The following is a 17,442-nucleotide window of genomic DNA, read 5'->3' on the forward strand; positions in this document are numbered from 1 at the left end:
TGGGTGGCGTTTCCATCTGCATCATGCGCCTCGCGCGCGATCGAATAAAGTGGCCTGCTGGAGAAATGCATCCCATGGACATTCCGCACTATGAAACTGCCCTGATCGTCGGCGCCGGCGAAGGCATCAGCGCTTCGCTGGCACGGCTGCTGTCGAAACAGGGCCTTCGCGTCGCGCTCGCCGCCCGCAACATCGCCAAGCTCGATGCGCTGTGCAGGGACACCGGCGCAACGGCATTCACCTGCGATGCCACCGATGCCGACGACGTGGAAAAGCTGTTCGCCGACGTGGAGAACAAGCTCGGCAAGCCCGACGTGGTGGTCTACAACGCCAGTCAGCGCGCCCGCGGCCCGTTCATTGAACTGGCTCCCGCCGATGTCGCGCAGTCGATCGCCGTCAGCGCCTTCGGCGGCTTTCTGGTGGCGCAACAGGCACTGCAGCGAATGCTGCCGGACCGGCACGGCGCCATCCTGTTCACCGGGGCGTCGGCCAGCATCAAGGGCTTTGCGCAATCAGCGCCGTTCGCCATGGGCAAGTTTGCCTTGCGCGGTCTGGCACAATCGCTGGCGCGTGAATTCGCGCCGCAGGGAATTCACATCGCACACTTCGTCATCGACGGCGGCATCCGCAGTTCGGTGCGCGCCGAGCCTGCCGACCGTCCGGACTCCATGCTGGACCCCGATGCGATCGCACTCAACTACTGGAACGTCCTGCAGCAACCCCGCAGCGCCTGGAGTTCGGAACTGGAGATCCGGCCGTGGGTGGAGAAGTTTTAAAGCTGTCGCTCGCACCAGGCCAATTGGCGTGGTGCGAGCGACGAGTCATGCCGCTTCCGCCAGCAGATGCCACGTCGCACACGGAACCTCACGCGGCGCGACCTCGATTGGCTTGGTGAACCGCACCTGCCTCCAGTCATTCGGTATCGCAGCAAAGGCAAAGCCCGATTTTCGCGCCAGCGCCACCATCGCGTCGTTGGTGCGCAACGTATCGCCGAACAGGCGTTTGGCGCAGAGCGCAGCCGCGCGACATTCCAGGTTGGCCATCAGCGCCGTACCGATCCCCTGGCCCTGAAAGGCGTTCGCCACCGACAGGCCAAGTTCGACACTCGCAGTATCCTCGTCGAACGCATAGCGGGCTTCGCCGACGATGGTCTCCATGGCGTCGCTCGCAACCGTCGCCACCACCGAGAACCGGCCGTCGTCATGCAAATGCGTAAAGGCGTCGAGCTGCGCCGGCGGCAGTTCGCTGGCTGCGCCCATCAGCCGATTGTAGCGCGACTGCACCGACAGGCTGCGGAAGTACGCCTGCAGTGCAGACGCGTCCTCGGGCGCGACGAAGCGCACCGTCACGGGGACCCCGCTGAGGGATCGGAGATGGTCGGAATATTGATCGAGATGGTTGAGATCCAGCGCCAGCATGGCCCGCACTCCACTTCGGCTCACGCCTGCCAGAACGGCTTTCCGGCTTCGAACCGTACGTCGCCCGGCGACACGCCGGCATCGCGCATATCGCGCTCGGTCCAATGCTGGAGTTCGCGCCTGCCGTGCTGCCGCTCGTGCCAGGTACGGACCACTTCAAGGACCTGGCTAAGCAAGCCCGCAACATGATGATTTGTCATCGGTTCGCGAGTGGCCAACGGTTCATGGGTGCACGTGGACATTTTGCTCTCCTGAAGTTAATTTCTCAGGAAATATCTGCCCCTCGGTGAATTTCGACAAACGACATGTTGTCCCCTTCGCATGATACGGACTCATGCATTACGCGTCAGGACAGACAATGACCGCCCGCCTTCCGTCGCTCAACGGCCTGCGCGCCTTCGAGGCCGCGGCGCGCCACCTCAGCTTCACCAATGCCGCCGCTGAATTGAACGTGACCCAGACCGCGATCAGCCATCAGATCCGGCGGCTGGAGGAGGAACTCGGCATCAAGCTGTTCCTTCGGCAAAATCGCGCCCTGACGCTGACCCCACAGGCGCGCGACTATCTGCCGGGCGTGCGCGCGGCGTTCAACGATCTCCGGCTGGCCACTGACCGCCTGCAGCGAAAGGGCAACGACCGCGTGCTGACCATCAGCACGCTGGCCTCACTGGCGTCCAAATGGCTGCTGCCGAAGCTGTCGACTTTCCAGGCGGCTCATCCCGACATCGACGTGCGCATCACCACCTCGACCAGCCTGGTCGACTTCAATGCCGGCGACGTCGATGCCGCCATCCGCTACGGCCGCGGCCAGTGGCCCGGCCTGCGCGCCGACTGGCTCACGGCCGATCAGGTGTTTCCGGTGTGCAGCCCGGCGCTGCTGGCCGGCGAGCGGCCGCTGCGCTCGCCTGCGGACCTCGCGCATCACACGCTGCTGCATTCGAGCGGCTATGACGACGACTGGCGGCTATGGCTGACCGCCGCGGGTCTTTCGGCCGACATCGCAAAACAGCCCAGCCTGTCCTTCGACATGATTTTCATGACGTTGCAGGCCGCGATCGATGGCCTCGGCGTGGCCATCAGCCGGACGACCTATGTGGAAGGCGATCTGGCCAAGGGCCGGCTGATGGTGCCGTTCCAGATCCGCCTGCCGGCCGATGCAGGCTTCTATCTCGTTGCGCCGGAGGCGGCAGCCGAGACGCCGAAGCTCGCCGCGTTCCGGAAGTGGCTGCTGGCCTCCGGATCGGCAAAAGCCTGAATTTGTTGGATATTACTGAGAGATCTCGTGTCTCGCAGTGGTTTCTGGTTGGTGGTCGCGCCGCACTGTGGCAGATTGCCGCAGAAGAATAGGACAGTTGTCCAGCTAGCACCACCATGAGTCGGCCCGAGCCAGGAGAGAAACGTCGTGACATCGCAAGCCACCGTAGCGCAGCCGCAGATCAAATCACGGTTGGGAGCCATTCTGCGTTCGACCAGCGGCAACTTCCTTGAACAGTTCGATTTCTTCCTGTTCGGCTTCTATGCCACTGCGATTTCGAAGGCGTTCTTCCCACCGGGCAACGACACCAATGCGCTGCTGCTGACCTTCACGACCTTCTGGCTGGGCGCCCTGATGCGGCCGGTCGGTGCGATCTTCCTCGGCGCCTACATCGATCGTATCGGCCGCCGCAAGGGGCTGATCGTGACGCTCGGGATTATGGCAATTGGCACCGTAGTCATCACGATATGCCCGACCTATGCCTCGATCGGCATTGCGGCGCCGATCATCGTGCTGATCGGCCGGCTGCTGCAGGGTTTCTCCGCCGGCGTCGAACTTGGCGGCGTGTCGGTCTACCTGTTCGAGATCTCGACGCCGGGCAACCGGGGCTTCTACACTTCGTTCCAGTCGGCCAGCCAGCAGGTCGCGATCTTCGTCGCAGCACTGCTCGGTTACTTCCTGAGCGAAATCATGCCGGCGGATCAGGTCACAGCCTGGGGCTGGCGCATTCCGTTCTTCGTCGGCTGCATCATTGTGCCATTCATCTTCGTCCTGCGTCGGACGCTGGAAGAGACCCCGGCATTTCTCGCCATGAAGCACCATCCCAGTCCGAAGGAAATCTTCGCCTCGGCGGCGCTGAACTGGAAGATCATCATGCTCGGCATGTTCATGACGGCAATGACCACCGTGACGTTCTATTTCGTCACCGTCTATACGCCGACCTTCGGCAAGAACGTGCTGAAGCTGTCGACGGCCGATAGCCTGTTGGTGACGCTGGCCGTAGCCGTGACCAACTTCATCTGGAATCCGGTCGGCGGCGCGTTGTCGGACAGGATCGGACGCAAACCGGTGCTGATCACGATCTCCGTTCTCGCGCTGCTCACCGCCTATCCCGCATTGCTGTGGCTGACGGCGGCGCCAACCTTCGGCAAGATGCTGGCCGTGGAAATGCTGTTCTCGTTCTATTTCGGCATGTACAGCGGTGCCATGCTGGGCGCGCTGGTGGAGATCGTGCCGACCCATGTACGAACGACCTGCTTCTCGCTCGCCTTCGCACTGGCCGCCGCGCTGTTCGGCACCTTCACGCCGCTGGCCTCGACCTGGCTGATCAAGGAAACCGGCGACAACGCCTCGCCCGGTTTCTGGCTGATGTTCGCCGCCGCCTCCGGCCTGATGGCAACGCTGGCTATCTATCGCGGCGGCAAATCCATCGCGACCCGCGAGACCGCGCCGGCACAGGCTTGAGCGGCGGGCGGCAAGCGATCATGATGATCGCCTGATTTGCGGAAGCGACGCGTCGATGAACGGCTAAGCATACCCGCCCATCGCCAGATGGGCTTCGCCGGTGCGATCATGCGATCAAACGCCTGACGCACCGGCAGGCACCATGACGAACAAACAATAAAACGCTATCGTGGGAGGATTCATGTCACGTTCCTGCTTCATCGCCGCGGCAGCCCTGCTCATGGCCGCAGCCATCCCTGCGCGGGCTGCCGAGCCTATCGCGCTGCACGACATGGGCTCCTTCCATGTGGGCGGGCGGCTGGTCGAGATCAGCGGCAAGCCGGTCAAGGAGGTCACGTTCACCCAGGGCGGCGTGCCGGCCAAGGTCGACCCCAACGGCACCTACCAGGTCGAGCAGATGTACGTGCAGTACTTCCTGCCTGCGAACGAGACCGGCACCGTCCCGTTGCTGATGTGGCATGGCGGCGGCCTCACCGGCGTCACCTATGAGACCACACCGGATGGCCGCGAAGGCTGGCTGAACTATTTCCTGCGCAAGGGCTGGGCTGTCTACAATTCCGATGCGGTTGAACGTGGCCGTTCCGGCTGGGCGCAGTATCCTGACATCTTCAAAGGCGAGCCGGTGTTCCTGACCACCGGCAACCCATTCGAACGGTTTCGCATCGGCGCAGGCCCAGGCTCGTACGATCCGGATCCGGCCAAACGCAAGCTGCTGCCCGGCAGCCAGTTTCCCAACGATGGTTACGAAAACTTCGTCAAGCAGAACGTGCCGCGGTGGACTACCACGGACGATGCGATCCTTGCCGCCTATATCGCCGAGATTGACCGGGTCTGCCCCTGCGTCATCCTGTTTCACAGTCAGGCCGGCGCGTTCGGCTTCAAGGCGGCGCAGGCGCGGCCCGACAAGGTCAAGGCGCTCATCGCCATCGAACCGGCGGGCGTCGGCGATCCGGCCAAGGTGGACATGCTGAAGGGCATTCCGTCATTGCTGGTCTACGGTGACTTCATCGAACAGGATTCGCGCTGGCCGAAAATTCGCGCAACCGGAGTGGCCTTCGCAGACGGGATCAAGGCGGCGGGCGGCATCGCCGACGTTGTCGATCTGCCAAAGGTCGGCATCAAGGGCAATTCGCACATGCTGATGATGGACAAGAACAACGCCGAGGTCGCTGCACTCATCCAGACATGGCTGCACGGCAAAGGCCTGACCCGACAACCCTGACAGATTGCAGAATGGGCGAACCATCATGAAGGACCTGGTCCCGCTGGCGGAAAAGATCGCGATCGAACTGATCGCGCGCAAGCAGAAGATCGTGGTGTCGGAATCGTCCACGGGCGGCCTGATATCGGCGGCATTGCTGGCGGTGCCCGGCGCATCGGCGTATTTTCTCGGCGGCGCGGTGATATATACCCGCGACGCCCGCCGCATCCTGGGGGATATCGACAACGACGCCATGACCGGCATCCGCTCGGCGTCGGAGCCCTATGCACAACTGCTGGCAAAGCGCATCCGCGAACGCTTTGGCTGCGACTGGGGCCTGTCGGAAACCGGCGCCACCGGTCCGTCCGGCAACAGCTACGGCGACGCCGCCGGCCACAGCTGCATGGCCGTGTCCGGGCCGCGAAACGAGGTCATGACGCTGGAGACCGGCAGCAGCGACCGGCTCGGCAACATGCACGTCTTCGCGCAGACTGCGCTGACATTCTTGCTGAAGAATTTGGCGGGGTAGCAGAAGCTCTTGCCCCGGACGCAGTGCAGTGCGCCGCCGCCAGGCGGCGTCGTGCGCTGCAGATCCGGGGCCCATTGCAAGAGCACTGCAGGTGTGGGTCTCGGATCTGCGGAGCGGCATGAGAATGCCGCATCGCGTCCGGGACACGAGAGTTGGTAACTTAAACCGTCTCAACCACCGCCATCTGCTCCGCCAGAATGCAGCGCACCACGCGGTTGCCGTCGAGATGCACGTTGGGCGGCGGCGCCTCGACGCAGCGCGGCTGCGCGAAGCTGCAGCGCGGCGCAAACGAGCAGTTCACCGGTGCCTTGTCGAGCGAGGGCGGCGTCCCGGGGATGGTCTCCAGCCGCGCGCCGCGCTTGGCACCGTGCACGGTGGAGGCCAGCAGGCCGCGCGGATAGGGATGCACCGCGCTACGCACGATCTGGCTCAGCGTGCCCTGCTCGACGATCTGGCCGGCATACATCACCGCGACACGGTCGCAGATCTCGATGGCCACGCCGATGTCGTGGGTGACGAAGATGATGGACATGCCGAATTCGCGCTGCAATTCGCGCAGCAGCAGCAGGATCTGGATCTGCACGGTAGCATCCAGCGCGGTGGTCGGCTCGTCCGCCAGCAGGATCTTCGGCTTGCAGGCCAGCGCCAGCGCGATCATCGCGCGCTGCCGCATGCCGCCCGACATTTCATGCGGATAGGCATCGAGCCGGCGCTTCGCCGAGGGGATGCGTACCACTTCCAGCATCTCCAGCGCTCGCTTGTTCGCGTCCGCCTGGCTCTTGCCTTCGTGGCGCATCACGCTCTCGGCGATCTGCTGGCCGATGGTGTAGACCGGATCCAGCGCCAGCGCCGGCTCCTGGAAGATCATCGATACGGTCTGACCGCGAAACGCCGACAGCTCCTCGTCGTTGAGCGCCAGCACGTCCTTGCCCATCACGTTGACGGTGCCGGTGATCTGCGTGCGCTTCTTCGGCAACAGCCGCATCAAGGCCCGCAGGGTCACGCTCTTGCCGGAGCCGGACTCGCCGAGCAGGCCGAGCACCTCGCCCTCGCCCAGCGAAAAACTGAGATCGTTGACCGCATATACGGTACGCTCGCCGCCGAAGCGAACGTTGAGATTGCGGACCTCGACGAGATTGCTCATGCAAGCTCCGGGCATTGGGTGTGGAAATCAGTCGCCCGCTGGAACGCGGCGCCGATGGTCAGCACGGTGGCTTCATCGAACGGTCGACCGATCAGCTGCATGCCTATCGGCAACTTGCTGGAAGTGAAGCCGGTCGGAATCGAGAGCGCCGGCAGGCCGAGGTAGTTGATCGGGCGGGTGAAGCGTGTCACCCGCTGGATCATCGCCTCGGCGTCCAGACTGTTGCCGACATCCGTTTCCAGAATGGTTGGTGCCGCGGCCGGCGAAACCGGCGCCAGAACTGCATCCACGCCGGCGACCGCGGCGAGATGAGCCGCCAGCGCCGGACCGCGCCAGCGCATGGTTTCCAGATAGGTCACGCCGGAAATGCCGAAGCCGTTCTGCAGCCGTGCCAGGATCTGCGGGCCATAGTCCTGCGGCCGCTCGACCATCCAGCGTTTGTGAATCGCGGCAGCCTCGGTGACGATCAGCAACTGGCAAGCCGCCGAAAGCTGTCGCTGGTCCGGCAGGTCGACCTCGACCACATGAACGCCCTCGCGCTTCAGCGTTGCAATGGTGTCCTGCAGGGCCTGCGCCGTGCCGTCATCGAGATCCTCGACGTAGAACGCCTTGGGAATGCCGACGGTCATGCCCTTGGCCGACGCGTGCGTGGCCGCCATGTAGTTCGGCACCGCGCGCGTGCTGGTGGTCGGATCGAGCGGATCGGCGCCGGCCATCAGGCCGGTGAGCAGCGCGCAATCCTCGACGGTGCGGGCCAGCGGGCCGACGGTGTCGAGCGACTGCGACAGCGGCATGGCGCCGGCGCGGCTGATCAGGCCCACGGTGGTCTTCAATCCGGTGACGCCGCAGAAATGCGCCGGCAACCGGATCGAACCGCCAGTGTCGGAGCCCAATGCCGCAAATGTCAAACGGGCAGCGACGGCGGAGCCCGAACCCGACGACGAGCCGCCGGTGACGTGATCCACATGCCACGGATTATGCACCGCGCCGTAATGCGCGTTGTGGCCGGTGGGGCCATAGGCGAATTCCACCATCTGCAGAGAGCCGAGGCGCACGGTGCCGGCGTCCTTCAGCCGCTGCAGCGCCGTCGACGTCGTGGTCGCGACCCAGTCGCGGCGGATGTGCGAGCCGCAAGTGACCACATGGCCTTCGTCGTAATACATGTCCTTGTGCGCCAGCGGCACGCCGTGCAGCACGCCCTTGCTCTGCCCCTTGGCGAGCGCTGCGTCGGCGGCATCGGCAGCGGCCAGCGCAGCATCGGCCTCGATCGACATGAACGCATTGAGGCTCGACTGCCATTTGGCGGTCCGGTCGAGACATGACTTTGTCGCTTCGCGCGACGAGATCTTCTTGTTGGCAATGGCGTCGGCTATTTCGGTCAGCGACAGCAATGCGGGTTCGGTGACGCTCATTTGACGGCTTTCGTATTCTGCACGACGAGAAAGGTGGCGGGCTCGAGATCCATCGGCAGCGTGCCGGCGATGGCCTTGAAGCCCTCATAAGCGGGGCCGATGGCATGGGCGATGCGCGCCGCGACATCGTCGGCAACAGTTAAACCGCCGAACTCGGCGATCGCCTTGATCTGGTTGGGTGTTGGCGCGGTCATGACGGCATGGCTCCTGCGGCTGGCGCCTTGCTGTGGCTGGCGCCCGGAATGAACATGTAGCAAGCGACCTGATGTCCGGTCGCGTCGATATCGGTCAGCTTCGGGCTTTCACCGGAGCATACCGCCTCGGCGAACGGACAGCGCGTGTGAAAACGGCAGCCGGACGGTGGATCGATCGGGTTCGGCGGATCGCCGGTGATCGGCGGGGTCTGGGTGCGGTTGTCAGGGTCCGACGACGGCATCGCCGCCAGCAGTGCGCGCGTATAGGGATGCGCGGGCCTGTCCCAGACATTGTCGACCGGGCCGAGTTCGACGACCTCGCCGAGATACATCACCAGCACACGGTCGGAGATGTAGCGGACCACATTGAGATCGTGGCTGATGAACAGATAGGTCAGGCCGAATTCGCGCTTCAGGTCGACCAGGAGGTTGAGCACCTGGGCTTCGACCGACTTGTCGAGCGCCGACACGGCCTCATCGAGAATGACGAGGCGCGGCGACAACGCGAGCGCACGCGCGATATTGACGCGCTGGCGCTGGCCGCCGGAAATCTCGTGCGGATAGCGGTTGGCGAAATTCTCCGGCCGCAAGCCGACCTTCCCCAGCAGCTCGCGCGCCAGTGCCCGCGACGCGCCTTCTGCCATGCCGTGGACCTTCGGCCCGAACGCAATCGATTCCTCGATAGTGAGGCGCGGATTAAGCGAGGCGTAGCTGTCCTGGAACACCATCTGCATGCCGCGGCGCAGTTCGCGCAACGTCAGCTCGCGGCCGACGGCGCGGCCGTCATAGATGATGTCGCCGGAATTGCGCTCCATCAGGTGCATCAGCAGTCGCGCGGTGGTCGATTTGCCGCAGCCGGATTCACCGACGATGCCGACGGTCTCGCCCTTGGCGATGTCGAACGATACGTTATCGACGGCACGCACGGTCTTGCTCTTGGCAAACAGCCCGCCGCGCACCGGAAAGTGTTTTGTGAGGCCATCCACGCGAAGCAGCGGCTGCGCGACGCCGCCGATGTCCGGCAACGGTTCGAGCTTGTCGATGGGTTCGATGATTTCGGTCATGACATCAGTTCCGGATGTCCATGGCGCTGCGCATGCCATCACTCAACAGGTTAAAACAGATCGATACTGCAAAAATCATCGCGCCGGGCAATGCCGCGACCCAGGGATTGACGTAGATCGCGGTGCGCAGCGTGTTGAGCATCAGGCCCCATTCCGGCTCCGGCGGCTTGGTGCCGAGACCGAGGAACGACAGGCCGGCGGCCAGAATCATCGACACCGAGATCAGCCCCGTCGCATACACGAAGATGGTGCCGAGCACGTTGCCGAGCATGTGCACCCGCATGATGGTGAAGGCGTCGGCGCCGGATGCTCGCGCGGCCTCGACGAAGTCGGCGTTGCGAACGCCGGTGGTGACGCTCTCGGCGACGCGGGTGATCTGCGGCACGAACACGATGGTCAGAGAGACGATGGAATTGACGATACCGGCGCCAAGCGCGCCGGAAATCGCGATGGCCAGTAGCACCGAGGGGAAGGCGTAGAACACGTCGACCGTGCGCATGATGGCGGTGTTGAGCTTGCCGCCGACATAACCGGCCACGAGGCCGAGCGAGGTGCCTATCACGAAAGCCAGGATCACCGGCAGGATGCCGATCAGCAGTGACAGCCGGCCGCCATAGACCAATCGCGCAAACATGTCGCGGCCGAGCTCGTCGGTGCCGAGTGGATAATTCGGTGTGCCGATGTGGCGCAACCGGCGGATCATCGAGCCCTGATAGGGATCGGCGAGGCCGAGCCACGGCGCGAACAACGCGCCGAGCAGAATCAGCAGCAGGATCGCCGCGCACGTCATGCTGACCTTGTCTTTGACAATACGGCGGCCCACCGTGGCCCAGTAGCCGCGGGCGGCGTGCGTAGGCGCTGCCTGCAGCGCGGTGTCGGTCATCGCGGTCATGAGAGAAAATCCTGCATGGTCAGTTCCGCTTGATGCGCGGATCGATCGCGGCCTGCGCGATATCGACCAGGAGATTGAGGAAGACGAAGAACAGCGCCAGCACCAGGATGGTGCCCTGCAGCAGCGGCAGGTCGCGCTGGAAGATCGCCGAGTTCAGCAGCAGGCCGGAGCCCGGCCACGAGAACACCGTCTCGATCAAGATCGAGCCGCCGAGCATATAGCCGAGTTGCAGGCCCATCACCGCAAGCGCGGTCGGTGCGGCATTCTTGATGACGTGGCGAAACACGCTTTTCTCACGCAGGCCTTTGGCGCGCAGCGCCTCGACGAAATCCTGCGAGAGAATGTCGCCGGTCAGGGCGCGCACGGTGCGGGTGATGATACCCATCGGAATCACCGAGGTGGTGATTGCCGGCAGCACCAGATATTTGATGTGGTCCCAATCCCAGGCCCAGGAGCCGGAGCCGCCCGGCCCCGCGCCCACCGCCGGCAGCCAGTTCAGCTGCACCGAGAATATGATGACCAGCACCATGCCGAGCCAGTAATGCGGCACCGAGACGCCGGCGATGGCGATCGAGGTCGAGACTTTGTCGATCCAGGTGTCGCGGAAATAGCCGGAGATCAGCCCAAAGAGCAGGCCGAGCGTGAAGCCGATCAATGCGGCGGCGATCGCCAGCGTCACGGTGTTGCCGACCGCACGCAGCACTTCGGCGAGCACCGGGCGGCCGGTGGCGATGGAGGCGCCGAGGTCGCCATGCAGAGCGCGCCACAGCCACAGGCCGAACTGCACCGGCAGCGGCCGGTCGAAGCCATAGGCGATACGCAATTGCGCCGCGAGTTCCTGCGAGGCGTCAGCGGGAAGGATGGCGACAAGCGGATCACCCGGCGTGATGTGCACCAGCAGGAAGCACACCAGCGCCACGCTGATGACGACCGGAATCACATAAACGATGCGGCGCGCGATATAGACGAACAAAGGTCACCTTCGATTCAGTGGTAGAGAAGCGCTTCTTATCCCTCCCCGCGTCTTCGCGTGGGGAGGGTGGCCGGCCGTCAGGCCGGTCGGGTGGGGGTGGCGGCCACATCACGACAGCGAATGTTGCGCCCCCACCCGTCACGTTTGTTCGCTTCGGTCTCAAACGCGCCACCCTCCCCACCCCGCGAAGCTTCGCTTCGCCGGGGGAGGGAAAGAAGCACGCTTGCGTTAGCTACTACGGCGTCATCGACACCGGCGAGAAGTCGACGAACCAGCTCTTTGGCTGCACAAAGCCCTTGATCTTCGGGCTCAGCGCGCGCGGACCAACGTCATGGGCGACATAGAGGAACGCTGCATCGTCGATCGAGGCGGCGTTCAACTCGGCCAGAGCCTCGTCACGCGCAGCAGGATCGAAGGTGGTGCGGGCCTTGGTCACCAGCTCGTCGAACTTCGGGTTATTGATATAGCCCCAGTTGTTGGAGACCGGCGGCGCCATGGATGACTGCAGGAAGCGCACCAATGCGAAGAACGGGTCCATCGCCGCATAAGTGACGTTGGTGGCGTTGGAGCCGTTCGCGCTGGGATCCTTGACGCCGCGGCGCCAGTTGGTGAACAGCGTATTCCACTCGATGACGTCGAGCTTGACGTCGAAATAGCACTCCGCCAGCGCCTGCTGCAGATATTCGTTCATCGGCAGCGGCAGCATCTGGCCGGAGCCCGACGCCGAAGTCTGGGTCTTGACTTCAAGCTTCTTGGTCGGACCGTAACCGGCTTCCTTCATCAGCGCCTGCGCGGCCTTCAGGTCGTACTTGATCTGGAAGGTTGGCTTGCCGCGCCAGGGATGGCCGGGTTCGAAGGTGCCGGTGGCGGGCACCATCAAGCCGGCCAGCAAACCATCGCGCAGGCCTTCGCGATCGATGCAGAGATTGGCGGCCTTGCGGACGCGGATGTCGTTCCACGGCGAGCCTTCGACGCGCGAGAACTGCCACGGCCAGACATGGGGCTGCTCGTTCTTCTCGATCTTGAAGCCGCGGGCGGTGATTTCCTTGACCGCGTCAGGTGCCGGCGCCTCGATCCAGTCGACCTGGCCGGACAGCAGCGCCGCGGTGCGGGCATTGGCCTCCGGCATCGGCAGCAACAGCATCTTGTCGACCTTGGGGATGCGATCCTTGTTCCAGTAGGCGTCGTTCTTCGCCAGTTCGAGCCGCTCGCGCGGCGTGAACTTCGACATCTTCCACGGGCCGGTGCCGGCCGGTTCGCGCGCGAAGGCGGTCCATGCCGCCTGCGACTTCGCCTTGGCGTCGGCGCCCTCGGCCTTGTCGAAGAAGCCCTGCCACTTGCTGGGGCTGACCATATAAAGGTTTGTCAGATTGATCGGCAGGAACGAGTCTGGCTCCTTGGTCGTCAGTTCGACGGTCATGTCGTCGATCTTCTTCGCGGAGACCAGCGTCGGCATACGCGAGGCGGTGACGCCGACCTGGCTGGCATCGAACTGCACGGCATCCTGCTTCAGCACCTTCTCGACGTTCCACACCACGGCATCGGCGTTGAATGGCGAACCATCGTGAAAGACGACGCCGGGGCGCAGCTTGAAGGTCCACTTCTTCTTGTCGGCGTCATCGACTTTCCATTCGGTCGCCAGGCCGGGGATAACCACGCTCGCCTTGGTTGCCGACGACAGATCCCACATCGTGAGGCCGTCATACATGGTGTTGCCGGTAAAGCGATTGCCTTCAAAGCCCTGATCGGGCTGGCCCAACGTGCGCGGAATGTCGGCGGCGGTCATGCCGATGCGCAGCACGGTCTCGGCGCGCGCGGCCTGCGGCAGCGTCAGCGCGGTCGCAACGCTCAGCATGGCGATCGCCATGGCAAGGCGGCTCTTGGTCGGCTTCTCGATACGCATCGGTGTCATTCCCCGTGGATTGGATGGCTCGGCGTCACAGCCTAAGCACTGGCTAATTCTTATGCAACGGCTGTGCCAGCGGCGGCGAGTCACTGCGTTGGGTGACTCGGCGTGCGGCATAGCGCCCCGTTGGCACACAGTGCATCAGCATCTGCCTAATGTGGCATCAAGCTTGCAAGAATTCTCCGACTCTCGCTTATCCTCATTGGAGCCTGTTTACATGCGCGTTCGGAATTCAATATTTGTCGCGGCCATCGCCGCCGTGCTGGGTGCTGCCGCACCGGCGCAAGCCGAGTCGGTGGTGCGCTATGGCATCTCGATGGCGGACATCCCGCTGACCACAGGTCAGCCCGATCGCGGCGCAGGTGCCTATCAATTCACCGGCTACACCATCTACGACCCGCTGGTGGCTTGGGAGATGGACGTCTCCGATCGTCCGGGCAAGCTGATCCCCGGGCTGGCCACCGAGTGGAAGGTCGATCCCGCCGACAAGACCAAGTGGCGCTTCACCCTGCGCCAGGGCGTCAAATTTCACGACGGCAGCGATTTCAACGCCGACGCCGTGGTGTGGAATCTGGACAAGGTGCTGAACGAGAAGGCACCGCAGTTCGACAAGCGCCAGAGCGCGCAGGTCAAGACCCGCCTGCCCTCGGTCGCCAGCTACGCCAAGATCGACGACAATACCGTCGAGATCACCACCAAGACCGTCGATTCATTCTTCCCGTACCAGATGCTCTGGTTCCTGGTCTCGAGCCCGGCGCAATACGAAAAGGTCGGCAAGGACTGGGACAAGTTCGCAGCGTCTCCCTCCGGCACCGGGCCGTTCAAACTGACAAAACTGGTGCCGCGCGAACTCGCCGAACTCTCGAAGAATCCGGACTACTGGGACAAGAAGCGCCTCGCCAAGGTCGACAAGCTGGTTCTGGTGCCGATGCCCGAAGCTCTCACGCGCACCAACGCGCTGCTCGCCGGCCAGGTCGACCTGATCGAGACCCCGGCGCCGGACGCCGTGCCGCAGCTGAAGTCGGCCGGCATGAAGATCGTCGACAACGTCACGCCGCATGTCTGGAATTATCATCTCAGCGTGCTGCCGGGCTCACCGTGGACCGATGTCCGCCTGCGCAAGGCGCTCAATCTCGCCATCGACCGCGACGCCGTGGTCGGCCTGATGAACGGTCTCGCCAAGCCGGCCATCGGCCAGGTCGATCCGTCCTCCCCGTGGTTCGGCAAACCGACCTTCAAGATCAAGTATGACCTCGCCGAAGCCAAGAAGCTGGTGAAGGAAGCCGGCTACGGACCGGACAAGCCGCTGAAGGCGACGTTCATCATCGCCAATGGCGGCACCGGCCAGATGCTGTCGCTGCCGATGAACGAATTCCTGCAGCAGAGTTTTAAGGAAATCGGCGTCGACGTCGAGTTCAAGGTGGTCGAACTCGAAGTGCTGTACACTGCCTGGCGCAAGGGCGCGGCCGACGAGAGCATGAAGGGCATCACCGCGAACAACATCGCTTACGTGACCTCCGATCCGCTCTACGCCATCGTGCGCTTCTTCGACTCCCGCCAGATCGCGCCGGTCGGCGTCAACTGGGGCGGCTACAAGAACCCGAAGGTCGATGCGCTGATCGACGAGGCCAAGAACAACTTCGATCCGGCGAAGCAGGATGAGCTGCTGGCGCAGGCACATGCGCTGATCGTCGATGACGCCGTACTGGTCTGGGTCGTGCACGACACCAACCCGCATGCGCTGTCGCCGAAGGTGAAGAAGTTCGTGCAGGCGCAGCACTGGTTCCAGGACCTGACCACGATCAGCATGGACTGAGCTAGAAGCGTAGGGTGGGCAAAAGGCGCCTCGGCGCCGTGCCCACCACGCGGATGGTGGGCACGCTTCGCTTTGCCCACCCTACAATAACATCAGGCGCCGCCGAGCCATCGGCGGCGCCTTTTGTTTCCCCTCTCCCCGGCCGCCGCGCAGCGGCGGTTGGTGGGAGAGGGTGGACGCGCGCCAGCGCGGCCGGGAGAGGGGTGATGCCGCAAACGCCGGCGCTCGCGGCCTTCCCTCTCCCGCCTTCGCTTCGCCAAAGCCGATGCTTTGCATCGGCGTGAATTTTAGAACGGCGGCCGAAGGCCGCCTATGCACCCTCTCCCACGGCGCGCAGCTTCGCTGCGCTGGGGAGAGGGGAAAGGCGCAGCTTCACTGCGCGCAGCAGCTCAGCGGAACCCCTGCCCGCTCCGCGACTTGATCCGCACCGTCCTCGCAGCCCGGTGCCCGCATGATCGACGATCTCTGGTACAAGAACGCCGTCTTCTATTGCCTGTCGGTGGGCAGCTTCATGGATGCCGACGGCGACGGGGTCGGCGACTTCAAGGGCCTGACGCGAAGGCTGGATTATCTGCACGGGCTCGGCGTCACCGCGATCTGGCTGATGCCGTTCCAGCCCTCGCCGGGCAAGGACGACGGCTACGACATCTCCGACTACTACGGTGTCGATCCGCGCTACGGCACGCTCGGCGACTTCGTCGAATTTACCCATGGCTGTCACCAGCGCGGCATCCGCGTCATCATCGACCTGGTGGTCAATCATACCTCGGACCAGCACAGCTGGTTCAAGGAAGCCAAAAGCTCGCCGGACTCGAAGTATCGCGACTGGTACGTCTGGTCCGACAAGAAGCCCGCCAATGCCAACAAAGGCATGGTGTTTCCCGGCGTGCAAAAATCAACCTGGACCCACGACAAAGAAGCCAAAGCGTGGTTCTTCCATCGCTTCTATGACTTCCAGCCAGACCTCAACACCTCGAACCCCCATGTGCAGGCCGAGATCCTCAAGATCATGGGATTTTGGCTACAGCTCGGCGTGTCCGGCTTCCGCATGGACGCAGTCCCGTTCGTGATCGCGACCAAGGGGCCGAAGGTCAACAAGCCGACTGAGCAATACGACATGCTGCGCGCCTTCCGCGAATTCCTGCAGTGGCGCAAGGGCGACGCCATCATCCTCGCCGAAGCCAATGTCGAGCCCGAGACCGACATGGAATATTTCGGCGATGACGGCGATCGCATGCAGATGATGTTCAATTTCCACGTCAACCAGAACCTGTTTTACGCGCTGGCGTCTGCCGATTCGCGTCCGCTGGCCGGCGCGCTGAAAGTCACCAAGCCGCGGCCGGCGACGGCGCAATGGGGCTTGTTCCTGCGCAACCACGACGAACTCGATCTCGGACGGCTGACCGACGCGCAACGCCAGACCGTGTTCGCCAAATTCGGCCCGGACAAGTCGATGCAGCTCTACGACCGCGGCATCCGCCGCCGCCTCGCGCCGATGCTCGGCGGCGACCGCCGGCGGCTCGAGCTTGCCTACAGCCTGATGTACACTCTGCCGGGTACGCCGGTGCTGCGCTATGGCGACGAGATCGGCATGGGCGACGACCTCTCGCTGCCGGAGCGCAATTGCGCACGCACACCGATGCAATGGTCGACCGAACCGCATGCCGGCTTCACCAAGAATGCCAAGCCGAAGAACCCGGTGATCGACAGCGGGCCCTACGGCTACCCGCACGTCAACGTCGCCATGCAGCGCCGCGACCCCAACTCGATGCTGAACTGGACCGAACGCATGATCCGCATGCGCAAGGAGGTGCCCGAGGTCGGTTGGGGCGACTTCCAGATCATCGCCACGCGCAATCCCGCGGTGCTGGCGATCCGCTACGACTGGCGCAATAATTCGGTGCTGTTCGTGCACAACCTCGACGACAAGCCGCACGAGGTGAGCTTCGCGGTCGGGCTTGGCACCGACCAGGACAACAGCCTGATCAACCTGCTCACGGAAGACCACAGCCACGCCGACGACAAGGGCAGGCACAGGCTGATGCTCGAAGCCTATGCCTATCGCTGGTTCCGCGTCGGCGGCCTCGACTATCTGCTCAAACGAAGCGATATCGACGGCGACGCCGATCCGCATCCGGAGTAGCCTAAAACTCGTGTCCCGCACGCGGTGCGGC

Annotated in this window: 16 protein-coding genes; 7 read left to right on the plus strand and 9 right to left on the minus strand. The window is 63.8% G+C overall.

Translation table 11 applies throughout. From position 1 onward, the window contains the following. Window positions 1-74: 74 nt before the first annotated feature. Window positions 75-776: an SDR family NAD(P)-dependent oxidoreductase gene (locus tag ONR75_RS28530; RefSeq protein WP_265080200.1), complete on the plus strand. Its 702-nt coding sequence runs from the start codon at window positions 75-77 to the stop codon at window positions 774-776. A 45-nt stretch (window positions 777-821) separates the two neighbouring features. Here the strand turns inward: ONR75_RS28530 and ONR75_RS28535 are convergent, their stop codons facing one another. Both ONR75_RS28535 and ONR75_RS28540 read right to left on the minus strand, forming a co-directional pair. Beyond that, entirely contained in the window at window positions 822-1,418 is a 597-nt protein-coding gene (locus ONR75_RS28535) for a GNAT family N-acetyltransferase (RefSeq protein WP_265080201.1), read from the minus strand. 20 nt (window positions 1,419-1,438) lie between these two features. After that, a complete protein-coding gene (locus ONR75_RS28540) occupies window positions 1,439-1,660 on the minus strand; it encodes a DUF1127 domain-containing protein (protein ID WP_265080202.1) in 222 nt (73 codons plus the stop codon). Between the two features lie 116 nt (window positions 1,661-1,776). On the opposite strand from ONR75_RS28540, the gene ONR75_RS28545 reads away from it, so the two are divergent. The 4 genes from ONR75_RS28545 (at window position 1,777) to ONR75_RS28560 (ending at window position 5,867) form a co-directional block, all read left to right on the plus strand. After that, window positions 1,777-2,673, plus strand: coding sequence for a transcriptional regulator GcvA (locus tag ONR75_RS28545; RefSeq protein ID WP_265080203.1), 897 nt, complete (start codon window positions 1,777-1,779; stop codon window positions 2,671-2,673). Window positions 2,674-2,820: 147 nt separating this feature from the next. Further along, window positions 2,821-4,137 (plus strand): MFS transporter, encoded by a 1,317-nt coding sequence (locus ONR75_RS28550; RefSeq protein ID WP_265080204.1) that lies wholly within the window; start codon window positions 2,821-2,823, stop codon window positions 4,135-4,137. A gap of 181 nt (window positions 4,138-4,318) precedes the next feature. Beyond that, window positions 4,319-5,359: an esterase gene (locus tag ONR75_RS28555; RefSeq protein ID WP_265080205.1), complete on the plus strand. Its 1,041-nt coding sequence runs from the start codon at window positions 4,319-4,321 to the stop codon at window positions 5,357-5,359. A 25-nt stretch (window positions 5,360-5,384) separates the two neighbouring features. Next, window positions 5,385-5,867: a CinA family protein gene (locus ONR75_RS28560; protein ID WP_265080206.1), complete on the plus strand. Its 483-nt coding sequence runs from the start codon at window positions 5,385-5,387 to the stop codon at window positions 5,865-5,867. A gap of 160 nt (window positions 5,868-6,027) precedes the next feature. Here ONR75_RS28560 and ONR75_RS28565 read toward each other — a convergent pair whose 3' ends face one another. From ONR75_RS28565 to ONR75_RS28595, 7 genes are all read right to left on the minus strand, one after another. Continuing rightward, window positions 6,028-7,011, minus strand: a complete 984-nt coding sequence (locus tag ONR75_RS28565; RefSeq protein ID WP_265080207.1) for an ABC transporter ATP-binding protein — start codon at window positions 7,009-7,011, stop codon at window positions 6,028-6,030. Then, window positions 7,008-8,423 (minus strand): amidase, encoded by a 1,416-nt coding sequence (locus tag ONR75_RS28570; protein WP_265080208.1) that lies wholly within the window; start codon window positions 8,421-8,423, stop codon window positions 7,008-7,010. The genes ONR75_RS28565 and ONR75_RS28570 overlap by 4 nt, the downstream gene beginning before the upstream one ends. Beyond that, complete coding sequence (locus ONR75_RS28575) at window positions 8,420-8,617, minus strand: hypothetical protein (RefSeq protein ID WP_265080209.1); 198 nt, start codon at window positions 8,615-8,617, stop codon at window positions 8,420-8,422. The genes ONR75_RS28570 and ONR75_RS28575 overlap by 4 nt, the downstream gene beginning before the upstream one ends. Further along, window positions 8,614-9,681, minus strand: a complete 1,068-nt coding sequence (locus ONR75_RS28580) for an ABC transporter ATP-binding protein (protein WP_265080210.1) — start codon at window positions 9,679-9,681, stop codon at window positions 8,614-8,616. Before ONR75_RS28580 ends, ONR75_RS28575 begins: the two co-directional genes overlap by 4 nt. Window positions 9,682-9,685: 4 nt before the next feature. Beyond that, a complete protein-coding gene (locus tag ONR75_RS28585) occupies window positions 9,686-10,564 on the minus strand; it encodes an ABC transporter permease (RefSeq protein WP_413776545.1) in 879 nt (292 codons plus the stop codon). 28 nt (window positions 10,565-10,592) lie between these two features. Continuing rightward, on the minus strand, window positions 10,593-11,546 hold the full coding sequence (locus ONR75_RS28590) for an ABC transporter permease (protein ID WP_265080212.1): 954 nt from the start codon (window positions 11,544-11,546) through the stop codon (window positions 10,593-10,595). Window positions 11,547-11,781: 235 nt separating this feature from the next. Next, window positions 11,782-13,449 (minus strand): ABC transporter substrate-binding protein, encoded by a 1,668-nt coding sequence (locus tag ONR75_RS28595; RefSeq protein WP_265080213.1) that lies wholly within the window; start codon window positions 13,447-13,449, stop codon window positions 11,782-11,784. A gap of 220 nt (window positions 13,450-13,669) precedes the next feature. Here ONR75_RS28595 and ONR75_RS28600 point away from each other — a divergent pair, with 220 nt between their 5' ends. After that, the gene (locus ONR75_RS28600) at window positions 13,670-15,268 is read left to right on the plus strand and encodes an ABC transporter substrate-binding protein (protein WP_265080214.1); all 1,599 of its coding nucleotides are present in this window, start codon (window positions 13,670-13,672) and stop codon (window positions 15,266-15,268) included. 451 nt (window positions 15,269-15,719) lie between these two features. Continuing rightward, window positions 15,720-17,411 carry an alpha-amylase family protein gene (locus ONR75_RS28605; protein ID WP_265080215.1) on the plus strand — a complete coding sequence of 564 codons (1,692 nt, stop codon included), beginning with the start codon at window positions 15,720-15,722 and terminating at the stop codon, window positions 17,409-17,411. Window positions 17,412-17,442: the final 31 nt, after the last annotated feature.

This window comes from Rhodopseudomonas sp. P2A-2r, assembly GCF_026015985.1.
In the GTDB taxonomy this organism is placed as follows: Bacteria; Pseudomonadota; Alphaproteobacteria; order Rhizobiales; family Xanthobacteraceae; genus Tardiphaga.

Excerpts from the sequence above, each read along its gene's own strand:
- ONR75_RS28585 (WP_413776545.1), bottom strand. The coding sequence starts at position 10,564 with ATGACCGACACCGCGCTGCAGGCAGCGCCTACGCACGCCGCCCGCGGC.
- ONR75_RS28565 (WP_265080207.1), bottom strand. The coding sequence starts at position 7,011 with ATGAGCAATCTCGTCGAGGTCCGCAATCTCAACGTTCGCTTCGGCGGC.
- ONR75_RS28595 (WP_265080213.1), bottom strand. The coding sequence starts at position 13,449 with ATGCGTATCGAGAAGCCGACCAAGAGCCGCCTTGCCATGGCGATCGCC.
- ONR75_RS28580 (WP_265080210.1), bottom strand. The coding sequence starts at position 9,681 with ATGACCGAAATCATCGAACCCATCGACAAGCTCGAACCGTTGCCGGAC.
- ONR75_RS28545 (WP_265080203.1), top strand. The coding sequence starts at position 1,777 with ATGACCGCCCGCCTTCCGTCGCTCAACGGCCTGCGCGCCTTCGAGGCC.
- ONR75_RS28600 (WP_265080214.1), top strand. The coding sequence starts at position 13,670 with ATGCGCGTTCGGAATTCAATATTTGTCGCGGCCATCGCCGCCGTGCTG.
- ONR75_RS28605 (WP_265080215.1), top strand. The coding sequence starts at position 15,720 with ATGATCGACGATCTCTGGTACAAGAACGCCGTCTTCTATTGCCTGTCG.
- ONR75_RS28555 (WP_265080205.1), top strand. The coding sequence starts at position 4,319 with ATGTCACGTTCCTGCTTCATCGCCGCGGCAGCCCTGCTCATGGCCGCA.
- ONR75_RS28540 (WP_265080202.1), bottom strand. The coding sequence starts at position 1,660 with ATGTCCACGTGCACCCATGAACCGTTGGCCACTCGCGAACCGATGACA.
- ONR75_RS28530 (WP_265080200.1), top strand. The coding sequence starts at position 75 with ATGGACATTCCGCACTATGAAACTGCCCTGATCGTCGGCGCCGGCGAA.
- ONR75_RS28560 (WP_265080206.1), top strand. The coding sequence starts at position 5,385 with ATGAAGGACCTGGTCCCGCTGGCGGAAAAGATCGCGATCGAACTGATC.
- ONR75_RS28575 (WP_265080209.1), bottom strand. The coding sequence starts at position 8,617 with ATGACCGCGCCAACACCCAACCAGATCAAGGCGATCGCCGAGTTCGGC.
- ONR75_RS28535 (WP_265080201.1), bottom strand. The coding sequence starts at position 1,418 with ATGCTGGCGCTGGATCTCAACCATCTCGATCAATATTCCGACCATCTC.
- ONR75_RS28570 (WP_265080208.1), bottom strand. The coding sequence starts at position 8,423 with ATGAGCGTCACCGAACCCGCATTGCTGTCGCTGACCGAAATAGCCGAC.